This window comes from Patescibacteria group bacterium, from assembly GCA_041662665.1.
In the GTDB taxonomy this organism is placed as follows: domain Bacteria; phylum Patescibacteriota; class JABMPQ01; order JABMPQ01; family JAQVVF01; genus JAQVVF01.
In genome coordinates, this window is sequence record JBAZSC010000001.1 from 303,114 (window position 1) to 316,094 (window position 12,981).

Sequence of the window (12,981 nt, forward strand, 5' to 3'; positions counted from 1 at the left end):
GAAGATGAGAGAGATGTCTATTGTAAGATTGGATAGCTTTCCTGAACTTGCAGAAATCAAGAAAATGATAAATGAAGCTGACAAAAAATTCCGAAATTGGCTTCTTTATGTTGTATTGTTCCTTCTTGTTATTTCTTACATTACATTTATCAATTTTGATTTTGGAATGTTTACGTCTGCTAATTTCACTATCTTTTTCCTTCTGTTGATAGCGTCCATGATTTTAGTGGTTCAGAAATTCGAACATGTTATGGCCAGAAATTCCATTTTGCGTCCTCGTTCTGATTTTGAAAAATACTGCATTTTGATTTGTCAATATGCAAAAATTGTAAATGGACAAATCACTGAATTCAACACTTTGTTTTCTAATCTAAGAGAAGATCCGCATGGTACTGACATAAAAGATCATTATCATAGTGATAAGCTTGAAGTTGCGACAATCCTAGCAGAAAAGAAACGCTTTTTGGAAAATATTCTCAGCAATTTAGGCAAAGAAAAATCAAATCCAACTACTCTTCTAGTTGCAATTGCAATTATTGCAGAAAGAATCAAAAAGGAAAAGTAAGCTAAAGCAAACGTACTTTTAGACCATAATTTGGTCTTTTTTTATTTCATCTTGCAAATTAATTCAAAACATCTTATCATAATACGTCGCACTCTACAATCAAAGGAGGAGGAGAAAATGCCAAATCAACGATCCGGTATTGAAATTTGTCAAGTACGCAATTTATGGGAATTAACAATATTCAAATTCGATCAAGATGATTTGAAAAAAATTGATAAAAAGATTAAGTTAGTTAAAGATGATGTCTCAAGAAAAGTATTTTTCATTACTTGTGTGATTTTAGTAATGTGCCTTGGCGGAATATTCATCCAGCCTAATGAAATATTGAAAATCATTTCAGTCATTTTTGGCATTATTGATCTCATTGTCCTAATTTTTCATTTCTGTTTTGAAATTGAAAATATGCTTGCTAAGAATTATATTTCAAAGCCAAAAGATGCTTATGCAAAATATTGCCTTCAACTTTATCAATTGATCGTAATTATTAATAAGCAAATTACGAGATATAATCTTGCCGTTAGAAATATGATTATGATCAGATCTAGCGAAGGCGAAAGTATTTACGATGAAAATCTCTACAAACTCAAAAAGAAGCTATCAAAAAAAATAGAAAGGATTTCCATTATTGTTGAATCTTTGCCTGAAATCAAAAGAACAATCATCGATCAAGAATCGAGTGCCTTAATTGCCGAACTTAGTCATCTTGCAATTTCAGAAGTAGACCAAGCCAATCCACTTTTATCATGTCCAATTAGTCCAGAAGGCTTAGAAGAAGAGATTGAGCGAGAAGAGGAAGTTCTGGCAAGTTTTCAAGAACCTAATCAAAACCAATAACGTACTTTCAAGACCATTTCGGTCTTTTTTTAATTATCAACAGTTTATTTGTTTTTAAAGCCGATTTATTGTATAATAAATTAAAGTTTATAAATATTTAAAATAAAAATACAAGCTTAAAAAAGTATATCTAGAAATTATATATTTTTAGATGATCTTAATTTAAGTTTTTAAACAAAATGGCAAACGGAGTACCTCCAACAAATTTACCAACAGACGATCAAAACAAAACAACAAATGAACCACCAAAAAGAGAATTCAAACCATCTCAAGACAGAGTGCAGAATTTTCGTCAGCAAATGGGCAGAATAAATCCAGATCCAGGAATGCCAAATCGTCCAACGCCTCCAGCTCCACCAAAGCCACCAACACCGCCAGCACCACGTCCACAAGCACCAAGACCACAGCCTCCTATGCCTCCAAAGTCTCAGCCTCCAGTTCCTCAATTTAAACCAAAAGCGCCTACACCTGCACCGATGCCTCCAAAACCTCAACCTCAACCTCAGCCGATGACCAAACCTCAAGCTCCGATGCAACCAAAATCACCAGAAATGCCACAACATGCTGATGGACCATCAATTGAGCAAGTAGAGAAAAAGAATTTAGTCGTTAAAATTATAATTTTAATTCTTGTTGTTGCTGCTTTAGCTGGATTAGTTTTAGGTGGAGTTTTCGCCTACAACAAATGGCTTAATCCATCTTCAAAAACAAACACTAATATTGTAGTTAATACTAATCAGCAAGTTGTACCGGAAAATGTGATCATAAAAGAGCAGATTAAAATTAAAGATACTGATGGTGATACAATGACTGATGAATGGGAAATAAAATATGGATTAGATCCAAACGATCCAGCAGATGCTCAAAAAGATAATGATAAAGACAAGCTAATAAATATTGAAGAATTTAAATACAAAACAAATCCAAATAGTCAAGATACAGATGGTGACACATTCAGCGATTATGTTGAGATCCAAAAAGGTTTTAATCCAAATGGACAAGGCAAACTTAAATAATATATATGCAAAATTCTGGATTTCACAAATCAGCACCACCAATCAATATTCCTACTAATCAAAAACCAAATCTAGAATTTAAATATCTGGAAACTGATAACAACAAGAAGCATCCCATTCTTGTTGTTTTACTTATCTTATTCTTCATTGCAATTTTAGTCGTTGCTTTCATTATTGCTTATGATTTTTTTCAAAAAAATGAGCAAGCAAATTTAACTGCAGATTTATCAAATCAAGATATTGATGGTGATGGATTAACAACAATTGAGGAGCTAAAAAATGACACTGATCAAAATCAATATGATTCAGATTTTGACAAAATGTCGGACGGCTGGGAAGTCAGAAACAATCTCAATCCAAAAGATTATCTTGATGCTACAAAAGATAATGATCAAGATGGATTAACAAATTTACAAGAATTGCAATATAATTCAAATCCAAATAATAAAGATACTGATAATGATGGCGTAAAAGACGGTGATGAAGTTGCAAATAATTTAAACCCAAATGGTGATGGTAAAATCATTAAATAAAAATAAATTTTACTTTTTTGAAGCTATTTTAATTTTAGGATTAGCAATATTTTTGCCAAAAATTTCTTTTGCAAAAATTCCATTCAATATTTTAGTTAGTACTGGTTTTGGAGTTAATCCACAATTGCACGAATTTTCAAATACTGGAAAAATTTCTAGCTATCTATCTGATCTCAAAAATTTACCAAGCAACAATAAAGGCATTAATTTAGCTTCCGGCGATGTTGATGGCGATGCTGTTGATGAAATTATTGTTTCACAACGAGCCGGCGGAATTCCGCAAGTTTTTGTTTTTGAAAAAAATGGCAAATTAAAAATGGTTTTCAAACCTTATCCCTCAAATTCACAAACTGGAATTAATATTGCAACAGGTGACGTTGATAAAGATGGCAAAGATGAAATAGTTACTGTTCCAGCTGAAGGCGGAGTTGCTTTAGTCAAAATTTATCGTTTTAACAAAAAACAAGAAATTATTAAAGAATTTAAAGCCTTTAGCAATGATAGCTGTGGAGCATCAGTTGCTGCTGGAGATATTGATCATGATGATAAAGATGAAATAATTGTTGGCAATGGTCCGAAATGTTCGCCAAAAATTCGTGTTTATGAATCAAATGGCGCAAGATTGCCTTTAGAATTTTATGCTTTTAATCCAAATTTTCTAGGCGGAATAGATGTCGCAGCTGGCGATGTTGATAAAGATGGAATTGATGAAATCGGTACTTGCCAATCGCAACAACAAGCTTGGTGCAAGATTTATAAATACAAAAATAATACGCCTTTAATTGGATCCTGGCTAGCTTATAATAATTTTGAAGTTGGTGCCAGAATTGATTTCGCTGATTTAGATTCTGATGGACGAGACGAGGTTCTTACTGGAACAGCCCATGGCACTCCGCAAGTTCGTTTTTTTGAAGCATCTGGTTCGCCAATTAATATAAATTTTTATCCATTTCCAAAAAATTATAATTCAGGAATTGATGTTGCGCCATTTTTTGCCAATAAAAAATCTCAAGAAAAAGTTATTTATGTTGAAGATGGAGATAGCGTTTATCTAACAGATGGCCGAGAAATGCGCTATATTGGAGTCAATACACCAGAAGTTGGCAAGAAATTTTATGAAGAAGCAATTAATTTAAATAAAAGATTAGTCGAAAATAAAAATGTAATTTTAGAATATGATGTTGATCGCGAAGACCATATCGGCAGAGATTTAGCCTATGTTCATGTCGGCAAGAAATTCATCAATAAAATTTTAGTTTCAAAAGGTTTAGCTAAAGTAGACACTTTCAAGCCAAATGTTAAATATAGATCAGTATTTAAAAAAGCCCAAGCAAGGGCTCAAAGAATGCATCGAGGGATGTGGAGGAGGTGAAGTTTCTACTCAGCTTTAGCTGAGGTTGTGCAACTTTAGTTGCAGTTTAGAACAGCTTTAAACGCACTAAAACTAAAGTTTTACGAACCCTTGGCTAAAGCTAGGTAGAAATCAAAAGTGTTTTATAAGCAGATATAGAATAAATTGATCCGCAAATCAAAATAGGTAGTTTATTTTTTAAAGCCAATTCCTTGGCTTTTTTGATTGCCAAATTCAATTCCATAATCTGTCCATTTTTATAATATTTTTTTAGCTGTTCTGGTTCAAACATCATATCAAGATCTAGTTTTGGAAAAATAATCTCTGAAATTATTGGTTTTAAAATTTTTAAATTTTGTTTTGCATCTTTAGTTATCTTAGCAGAAAACAAAACGATCGCTTTTTTATATTTTAAATCTTTGAAAGTTTTAACTAAAGTTTTAAATCCTCCAGGATTATGAGCAGAATCGATGATAATGGGAAATGGGAAATGAGAAGTGGGAGGTGTGATCTGAAAACGCATCTGCCATTTTACCTCAAGAAATCCTTTTTTAATTGCGTCTTCAGAAATTTTATACTTTTTTTGCAATTCTTTTATTGCCGAGAAAACAATTCCAGCATTTCGCATTTGATGTTCGCCAAGTAACGAAAGCTTATAAATTTTACTTATTTTACCGCTTTTTACTAGTCTCGCTTTTTTATTTTTGCAAACTTTTTTAATAACATTTAAAGCAGTACCAGAATTAGAAGTAACAACAATAGAATTTTCTTTTATAATTCCAGCTTTTTCTTTAGAAATTTTTGCAATTGTATTTCCTAGATATTCTTTATGATCAATTGAAATGTCGGTTATTGCTTCAATGCCTAAATTTAAAACATTTGTCGCATCAAGTCTGCCACCCAAACCAACTTCAAAAATAACAAAATCAACTTTCTCTTCTTTAAAATATAAAATAGCAATGCAAGTTAAAATCTCAAACCAAGTTGGCTGATCATTAATTTCTTTTTTAACTTGCAAAACATATGGCTTAATTCTTTCAAAATATTTCGCCAATTCTTTTTCTGAAATATCAATATAATCAATTCTAATTCTTTCAGTCATTTTGAAAATATGTGGAGAAGTAAAAAGACCGCATTTATAGTGAGCTTGAGTTAAAATGCTTTGCAAACTTGCAGAAACAGATCCCTTGCCATTTGTTCCAGCCACATGCACACCTTTTAAATCTTTTTCTGGATTGCCTAATAATTCCAACAATTTTTCAACTCTTTTCAAATTTAACCAAGTCCTCTTTTTTGGAGGAGTATCAAAAAGTTTTTCGTATTTTAATAAAATATTTTTCATAAACCTAAAAATAGCATAAAGCGATGATGTTGACAAGACATTTAATTTATGATAGACTCAAAAGCTAGCTAAGCGCAGCTGGAGGAGGAGGAAGGACATGAATCGAAGAGAGATTGAAATCGCCAGAGCAAGTTTTTCAGATGACTGTAGAAGAATTCGAGAAAATACTATCAAGCCAATTCCTCTGCATTGGAAAACTGATGAAATCGTCAAGAACTATCAACGGTTTCCTTGGTTGCCATCTTGCCTTAGTTTTTCTGCTATCTGTTTTTCAATCGCAGTATTTGTGTTTGGTGACAGCACATTTGCATTATTGATTACTGCCATATCGCTAATACTTGGGATAGTTGCTTTGACAAATGCTTTCTCCGGCTATTGCAAGAATTGGAAGCTCACACCGGAAATAAAGTTTCATCTTGAACTTGCTGAAAAAGTTGCGCAATTGAATGCTAAAATTGAAAGGCATAATACACTGTATCTTCGGTCTTTGCACAATCCAGAAATGCAAACAAATCTAGCAATTATCAAAGGTGACATCCTGAAAGCCCAAGAAAGGATGTCTCGAATATACCAAGCAGTACCGCTTGTTAATGAAGCAAACGCACTATCTGCGCTTGACGACCCAACGGCAATTCCTGCTCAGGAAATTCAAGCTCTTCAAGATGATCTGGAAAGAACTCGACTCTTGCTTGAAGCTTACGACGAATTAAGATAGCGATTGTACATTCTTAAGGTTCTCATAGAGCCTTTTTTTATTTCTCAAATTTTATCAGTAGCGACAGGGCAGTGCCCTGTCGCTACGTGTTATAAATCAAAAAACCAGCATTATTTTTTGCTGGTTTTATGTTCAAAAAGTTTCGAAACTCGGTTTTTCTTAAAACCGAGTTTCTTGAGAATGTATTATGCCCATTTTCTAAAAAAATCTTTATTAAAACTATATCTTTTTGAAATCCTTAATCCTGATAAATCAATCTTTTTAGATAGCAAATAATTTAATCCAGTATTAAAAATTGTATAGCTTGCCCAAATACCAGAAGCAAACAAACCTCGTTCAACTGCAACAACAGGAATCAACGCAATCCAAACTGATGCTGGAAGATTGAATGCGTACAAAAATGCAACTGATCCAACAGCATGAGCAGTAAAAGTTGAGCCTAAGCTTTTTAAAATTAATCTATCAGCTTTAAAAGCACAGGCAATAGGAATCAACCAATACAATGCAAAAAACCAAGCTTGTCTTCCTTCTGGTTTCAACCAAAAAAGAATCATGCAAATAACTGGAATAGAAATTCTGAAAAGTTTGCTGTCTTTTTTAATTCCAAAATAAATCGCTGCAAATACCATTGGAAATAATCTAATTATATTTGTCACATCAAAAGCTTGATGATGGAATATAGTGTTAAACAATTTTACTGCCAGAACAGAAATCGCTGCAGGAATTGCTCCTAAAAATCCTCCAGACATTGGAGCAAAAAAATCAAAACCAGTGAATGCTTGTGAAGATCCCATTATTTTCGTAAAAGGAAATTGCAACAAAATATAGCCGATAATTGTGAATAGCGTTACGAACACGATTTTTCTAAATACATTTGATTTCATAAAAAAAATATTAGATATTAAGAAATTCGGATATTCGGAAATTAACTATTAATTTAGTAAGTCATTTGTTTGTTATTTTAGTATTATAAACTTCGTTCCAAAATCTCTTTCTTAACTTTTTCGATAAAATCTGTTAGCGGGAAATTTTCAACTTTTCCGTCTCTCATTCTAATTGGCAATTCTTCCGATTTTTCTTCACGTTCGCCGAAAACAATTGTATAAGGCACCTTTTGTTTTCTTGATCCGGCGATTTTCTTGCCAACACTTTCTTCGCGATTATCAACTTCTACTCTTATGCCTTGTTTTTTAAATTTATCTGCTAATTCATTAGCTTTATCTCCAAATTTTTCCGAAACAGACAAAATAGAAACTTGGACAGGAGAAAGCCAGACCGGAAGATTACCATTAAGATGCTCAAGAAGGATCATAATCATTCTTTCTGTAGAACCAAGGATCGCTCTATGAAGCATCACTGGTTGACTTTTTTTACCTTCCTTATCCGTATATGTTAATCCAAATCGTGCAGGCATAACAAAATCAATCTGAACAGTTGATAATTGCCATTCTCTACCAAGTGAATCAGTCGCCATCAAATCCATTTTTGGCGCATAAAAAGCCGCTTCACCAGGTCCATCAAAATAATCTATTTTATTTCTTTTCATAATCTCTACTGCCCATTTTTCAACTCGATCCCAGACTTTAGGATCGCCCAAGTATTTTTCGGGATGTTTTGGATCTCGAGTAGAAAGTCTATATCGATATTTTAATCCCAAAGTTTCCATCACTTTTTTAATCAAGCCTAATGCTTTATCTATTTCTTCATCAACTTGATCTTCGCGACAAAAAATATGTAAGTCATCTTGGGAAAAGGATCTTACTCTAGCTAAACCGTTAAGTTCGCCTGGTTTCTCATCACGATAGAGCATAGCAAAATCAGAATAACGCAAAGGAAGATCTTTGTAAGAACGCTGTTGGCTTGCATATATTTGTGTATGTTGCGGGCAATTCATTGGCTTAAGAAAAAATTCATCATCTGTGTAATGAGAATGTACTGTAAACATATCATTTTTGTATTTATCGTAATGGCCAGATATTTTGAAAAGCTCAGCTTTAGCAATTTGTGGAGTCCATACTTGTGTATAACCAAGCTGTATTTGTTCTTCCTCTATATAATCATTCAAAAGTTTCCTAATAATTGTTCCTTTTGGAGTATATAAAGGCATGCCACTCCCAATAAGATCAGAAAAAGTGAACAAATCCATTTCTTTTCCTAATTTTCGATGATCTCTTTTTTCAGCTTCAGCTTTTTGAGCTTCATATTTTCTTAATTCTTTTGCATCAGAAAATGCTAAGCCATAAATTCTTTGCAGCATTTTATTTTTTTCATCGCCTCGCCAATATGCGCCAGCAACACGTTCCAATTTAAAACTTTTCGGATTAATTTCAGACGTATTTTTTACATGAGGTCCTTTGCATAAATTTTCAAACCAATCTGATTTGTAAAAGCTGACATCTTTTTCGCCAGATTTTTTTAGATCATTAATCAATTCAGTCTTATATGGATCATCTTTATAAATTTTCAAAGCTTCATCAAATGACATTTGATGCTGAACAAAAGTCATTTTTTGCTTAATTAATTCTTGCATTCTTTTTTCTATCCATTCAAAATCTTTTTCAGAAAATTTTTCAGGCAAATCATAATCTTGATAAAAGCCATTTTCAATAGTTGGCCCAACGCCAAGTTTCGCTTTTGGATATTTTTCCAAAATCGCCATAGTCATTAAATGGGATAAAGAATGTCTAATTTTTTGTATTTGATTATTTTCCATAAGTTTATTTAAGTTTTATAATTATACGTCTAGATTAGCATTATTACAAGATAAATTCAAATTATTAAGTTTGTTAAAAGCCAAATAATTTGCTAAAATAAACAAAAGACAAAAATAACATCGTCATCCTGAGCCGAAGCGAAGGATCCCATTAATGAGCAAATATTCATGGGATTCTTCACTGATTAAATTTATTAATATTAATAAATTTAATCAGAATGACACTTATTTAAAACAAAAATGAGACCAGAACAACCAATTCAAGAAAATCTAGCTGATATTAAAGAGCCTTCAAAGCAAACAGAAGGCGGTCTTGAAATTGCAAAAACGCCTGAATCAAAAACAGTTGTAGATTTAGCCAATGAATTTCATGAAGCAATACAAAATGATTCACCAATTACTTATGGGAAAGTTGAAGATTTTAGAGAAGCTTTAGGAAAAATGAAATTTAATATTGATGGAGAATTAATGACAATAGAGGAAGCCAGAAAAATTCCCAATCTAAAAGAAAACCTAAAAATAATGAAAGAAATTGAAGCTGGAAATTTCAATAATATTTACAAGCTTACTTATTTAACAGATAGAATCGCCGAATCTCTAAGTCGTTCTCAAAATGACCTTCGCTTAAATCGCCTGACATCATTATCTGATCTATCTGCTGCATCTCTAAGTCATCATCAAGGTAATCTTTATCTTAATAGTCTCAACTCCATCTCAAACAAAGCCGCAAAATTTTTAAGCCATCATCGAGGCAACGTTTACGCGAATGATGAAATTACACAGCAAATAAACAAATTTAAAGTTAGAAAATAATGCCAAATCCAGAACAACCAATTCAAGAAAATCTAGCTGATATTAAAGAGCCTTCAAAGCAAACAGAAGGCGGTCTTGAAATTGCCAAAACAGAAGCTTCAGAAAGAGTTGTTAAAACTGCCGATCAAATTCATAATGCAATGGAAGCAAATGAACCAGTCTATAAAAAAACAGTTGATGAACTAAGAGAGGCATTATCAAAGCTTGAGTATAATTTTTATGGCGAAAAAATGACGTTGCAAGAGATAAAAGAGATTCAAGAACAAAATAAAGAAGCTTGGGAAATGATTACAACTGGAAGAAATTTCAATGTTTGGCTGCTAAATCGCATCCTAACATTTCTGACTCCTGATGTTGCTAAACGCTTAGTAGAAAGAATGAAGCCAAATCAAAATTCATTATTATATCTTGATAGCTTAAAAAGTATCTCTACAAAAGTCGCCCAAGAATTAATAAAACATGAAGGTCCATTATATCTAGATGGAGTAGAAGAAATGTCTCTTGATGTCTTAAAAAGCTTATGTCAAAAAGAACACAAAACAGGATTAAGTCTAGGACTAAAATCTATATCTAAAGAGCAAGCCGAAGTTATCAAAAATTACAAAGGTCCAATTAGCTTAACAAAGCTTACAGAAATGGATTCTGCTTCTGCGCATGAACTAGGCGAATTACAAGGTTATTCATTAAGATTAGGTTTAGAAAGCTTGCCTCCAGATGTCGCGCAAGAATTAGCAAATTTTAAAAGCGATGAAAGCAATTCTTACAAAAAATTATCTTTTATTTCATTGCAATATATTTCTCCAGAATCTGCCCAAAAATTTGATTCTTACGTTCAAGAATTAAATTTTGTCACAATGGAAAAAATAGATTTAGAAACAGCAAAAGGATTTAGAAATTTTTCCGGCACATTGGAATTTGGTGATTTTATAGAATTTGACGATGAAACAGCCAAAGCTCTTTCAGAAAGCGATGCAGATTTAGGATTGAATATTTTAAAAGAAATTTCTCTACAAGCTTTACGATATTTTGCCAGCCGACAGAAAAAAGTTTATTTAACTGGCTTAGAAGCAGAGAATCTAACACCAGAACATTTGCGCATTATTGCCAATTCCGAAAATATTGTAGTTGATAATGAAATCAAAGAATTAGCAGCCAAACATAAATAATTTTATATATTAAATTTTTTAAAACTATGGCAACAGAACAAGGACCAAAACCAGAACAAAAAGAAATTGATCGAAACAAAGAATTAACGCCAGATGAATTAAGACAAGGATTAAGCGATCTTAAAACAGAATTTTGCACAAAATTAGGCGAGGAGCTTGGCATGCAACTAACTTTGCCAGCTGGAACAAAAATTGGTGAATTAGATCTTAGTGGTAAAACTTTAGCTGAACTTTTTGATAGCTTAATGCGACCATTGGAAACTTATGAGCCTCCAATAATCAGAGAAGAACAACAAGAAGTGCAAGAAAAACCAACCGAAATTCCAGAATGGCTAATTGGCCATGAAGATTTAATCTGGAAGGGAACACATGATAATCCAAGATGGCAAGCTAAAGCAACACAATCTGGCAGTGAAGTCAGTGTTACATACAAAAGACGCAATAAAGAATACAAACCAGGAAAAACAAAAGAAGAACAAGGAAAGGCATTAGAACCAGTTGAAAATACTTTTACACTAAAAGAATGGAAAGTCGCCAAACAAATTTTTGATGGCTATGATGATTTAATGAAGCGTTATGAACAAGGTGATAGAGAAGCAAGAAAAGAATTCTTAGCAATTTTACGAGAAGAAAATAAATTTAGACGAGGTAGTGGTGAAACGCCAGCAATTTTAGCGCAAAAAGTTGAAGATGCTGTTAATACAACTGCTGAAACAACCAGAGGTTTTAGGCGCGATTCAATAGATCAAGAAGCATTAACTCAAAAAATTGCGGAATTATTAAGTCAATTAGTCGTTTTAAATGCTACCAGAGGCGAAGGTAAAGAACGTGTACCTGTCGTAAAAAAAAGCATTAAAGAATTTCCAACGTTTATATTAGGACTAGAAAAAATAGCAAAAGCTTTAGATACTCAACTAAAAAGCAATAAAGGTCTGACATTAATAATTGGCGAGGCTGGAACTGGAAAAAATGAGGCTGCAAGTCATTTAGCTGGAAATACAAATCGACCATATTTTTGGTTTCCTTGCGCTCGCGGTATGGAGTCAATTGAATTAGTTGTCCATTATGAATTTGATTCTAAAGAAGGTACAAAAAAATTCTTAACAGATCTTGCAGAAGGTGTCCAAACTCCAGGCGCAATTGTTATGATTGATGAAGCCAATGCTTTGAAACAAGAAGTTCAAGCCATGTTTCATGGTTTAGGCGATGAAAACAGAAGCTTGAATTATGACGGCGTCCATATTCCTGTTGCTGAAGGCGTTGTTATAATTATTGCTGTCAATCCTGCAACTTATGGTTCAGCTGGAAATATTGGCCAAGCATTACTTTCTAGAACTAGAGGTCAAGCAGTGGTTATGGAATATCCAGCTTTGAGAAAAGGTGAATTTCAGAAAAATAAAAATAAATGGTCAGATGCTGTTTTGGCGCAAAAAGAAGGAGAAGATAATACTTTGCGTGATTATGCTTGTGATGAAGTCCAAGTTACTCGCAGTCAATTTAATGAGCTAGCAGAACTTTCAGATTCAGAATTTGCTTTGCTTTGGGATGTCGTAATTAATGAAACAACTCAAGGTCAAAAAGTTACAGATCTAGAAAAAGATGAAAAATTAAAATATTTATTAAGTGAAAATCTAAAAGAGCATACTACTAAATTGCTAAGAGATCTTCGCGATATTGAAAGAATTGCTGATACTTGGCGAAAATATTATGAAAAAAGGGCAGGCGGAATGGATATCATTGGTGTCAGCATGCGTGATACAATTGCAGTTGCCAAAGAATACAAGGACACCGGCGATGTTCGCAAGGCTTATCTAGAAGTTATGGATGATTTTAGAAAGAATCCAATCGAAGGATTAGATGTAACTTTAAAAGCTTTGGAAGAATTGATTGAAAAGACTTTGGGAGAACAAGCTTAAATCAGTTTCAAAGTTAT

The 12,981-nt window shown here is 32.9% G+C and carries 12 protein-coding genes; 9 read left to right on the forward strand and 3 right to left on the reverse strand.

Features of this window, described 5'->3' with window-relative positions; all coding sequences use genetic code 11:
- The first annotated feature begins 4 nt into the window (after window positions 1–4).
- The 5 genes from WC663_01605 (at window position 5) to WC663_01625 (ending at window position 4,320) form a co-directional block, all read left to right on the forward strand.
- Complete coding sequence (locus WC663_01605) at window positions 5–565, forward strand: hypothetical protein (GenBank protein MFA6296024.1); 561 nt, start codon at window positions 5–7, stop codon at window positions 563–565.
- A gap of 117 nt (window positions 566–682) precedes the next feature.
- On the forward strand, window positions 683–1,399 hold the full coding sequence (locus WC663_01610; protein ID MFA6296025.1) for a hypothetical protein: 717 nt from the start codon (window positions 683–685) through the stop codon (window positions 1,397–1,399).
- Window positions 1,400–1,578: 179 nt separating this feature from the next.
- Complete coding sequence (locus tag WC663_01615) at window positions 1,579–2,415, forward strand: hypothetical protein (GenBank protein ID MFA6296026.1); 837 nt, start codon at window positions 1,579–1,581, stop codon at window positions 2,413–2,415.
- Window positions 2,416–2,420: 5 nt separating this feature from the next.
- A complete protein-coding gene (locus WC663_01620; protein MFA6296027.1) occupies window positions 2,421–2,948 on the forward strand; it encodes a hypothetical protein in 528 nt (175 codons plus the stop codon).
- The gene (locus WC663_01625; protein MFA6296028.1) at window positions 2,929–4,320 is read left to right on the forward strand and encodes an FG-GAP-like repeat-containing protein; all 1,392 of its coding nucleotides are present in this window, start codon (window positions 2,929–2,931) and stop codon (window positions 4,318–4,320) included. Before WC663_01620 ends, WC663_01625 begins: the two co-directional genes overlap by 20 nt.
- A gap of 100 nt (window positions 4,321–4,420) precedes the next feature.
- Here WC663_01625 and WC663_01630 read toward each other — a convergent pair whose 3' ends face one another.
- Window positions 4,421–5,641, reverse strand: a complete 1,221-nt coding sequence (locus WC663_01630) for a folylpolyglutamate synthase/dihydrofolate synthase family protein (GenBank protein ID MFA6296029.1) — start codon at window positions 5,639–5,641, stop codon at window positions 4,421–4,423.
- A gap of 97 nt (window positions 5,642–5,738) precedes the next feature.
- Here WC663_01630 and WC663_01635 point away from each other — a divergent pair, with 97 nt between their 5' ends.
- Window positions 5,739–6,356 carry a hypothetical protein gene (locus WC663_01635; protein MFA6296030.1) on the forward strand — a complete coding sequence of 206 codons (618 nt, stop codon included), beginning with the start codon at window positions 5,739–5,741 and terminating at the stop codon, window positions 6,354–6,356.
- Window positions 6,357–6,541: 185 nt separating this feature from the next.
- Here the strand turns inward: WC663_01635 and WC663_01640 are convergent, their stop codons facing one another.
- Together WC663_01640 and thrS are read right to left on the reverse strand one after the other, a co-directional pair.
- Window positions 6,542–7,240 (reverse strand): hypothetical protein, encoded by a 699-nt coding sequence (locus WC663_01640; protein ID MFA6296031.1) that lies wholly within the window; start codon window positions 7,238–7,240, stop codon window positions 6,542–6,544.
- Window positions 7,241–7,323: 83 nt separating this feature from the next.
- Window positions 7,324–9,069, reverse strand: coding sequence for a threonine--tRNA ligase (gene thrS / locus WC663_01645; protein MFA6296032.1), 1,746 nt, complete (start codon window positions 9,067–9,069; stop codon window positions 7,324–7,326).
- A 240-nt stretch (window positions 9,070–9,309) separates the two neighbouring features.
- Here thrS and WC663_01650 point away from each other — a divergent pair, with 240 nt between their 5' ends.
- Genes WC663_01650 through WC663_01660 form a run of 3 tightly spaced genes read left to right on the forward strand, consistent with a single transcriptional unit; the run spans window position 9,310 to window position 12,964 of the window.
- Complete coding sequence (locus WC663_01650; GenBank protein ID MFA6296033.1) at window positions 9,310–9,882, forward strand: hypothetical protein; 573 nt, start codon at window positions 9,310–9,312, stop codon at window positions 9,880–9,882.
- Complete coding sequence (locus tag WC663_01655) at window positions 9,882–11,048, forward strand: hypothetical protein (protein ID MFA6296034.1); 1,167 nt, start codon at window positions 9,882–9,884, stop codon at window positions 11,046–11,048. Before WC663_01650 ends, WC663_01655 begins: the two co-directional genes overlap by 1 nt.
- Window positions 11,049–11,074: 26 nt before the next feature.
- Window positions 11,075–12,964 (forward strand): AAA family ATPase, encoded by a 1,890-nt coding sequence (locus tag WC663_01660; GenBank protein ID MFA6296035.1) that lies wholly within the window; start codon window positions 11,075–11,077, stop codon window positions 12,962–12,964.
- Window positions 12,965–12,981 lie beyond the last annotated feature (17 nt).

Coding starts and splice junctions, on each gene's coding strand:
- WC663_01615 (MFA6296026.1), top strand. CDS start 1,579: ATGGCAAACGGAGTACCTCCAACAAATTTACCAACAGACGATCAAAAC.
- WC663_01605 (MFA6296024.1), top strand. CDS start 5: ATGAGAGAGATGTCTATTGTAAGATTGGATAGCTTTCCTGAACTTGCA.
- WC663_01625 (MFA6296028.1), top strand. CDS start 2,929: ATGGTAAAATCATTAAATAAAAATAAATTTTACTTTTTTGAAGCTATT.
- thrS (MFA6296032.1), bottom strand. CDS start 9,069: ATGGAAAATAATCAAATACAAAAAATTAGACATTCTTTATCCCATTTA.
- WC663_01660 (MFA6296035.1), top strand. CDS start 11,075: ATGGCAACAGAACAAGGACCAAAACCAGAACAAAAAGAAATTGATCGA.
- WC663_01650 (MFA6296033.1), top strand. CDS start 9,310: ATGAGACCAGAACAACCAATTCAAGAAAATCTAGCTGATATTAAAGAG.
- WC663_01630 (MFA6296029.1), bottom strand. CDS start 5,641: ATGAAAAATATTTTATTAAAATACGAAAAACTTTTTGATACTCCTCCA.
- WC663_01610 (MFA6296025.1), top strand. CDS start 683: ATGCCAAATCAACGATCCGGTATTGAAATTTGTCAAGTACGCAATTTA.
- WC663_01620 (MFA6296027.1), top strand. CDS start 2,421: ATGCAAAATTCTGGATTTCACAAATCAGCACCACCAATCAATATTCCT.
- WC663_01655 (MFA6296034.1), top strand. CDS start 9,882: ATGCCAAATCCAGAACAACCAATTCAAGAAAATCTAGCTGATATTAAA.
- WC663_01635 (MFA6296030.1), top strand. CDS start 5,739: ATGAATCGAAGAGAGATTGAAATCGCCAGAGCAAGTTTTTCAGATGAC.
- WC663_01640 (MFA6296031.1), bottom strand. CDS start 7,240: ATGAAATCAAATGTATTTAGAAAAATCGTGTTCGTAACGCTATTCACA.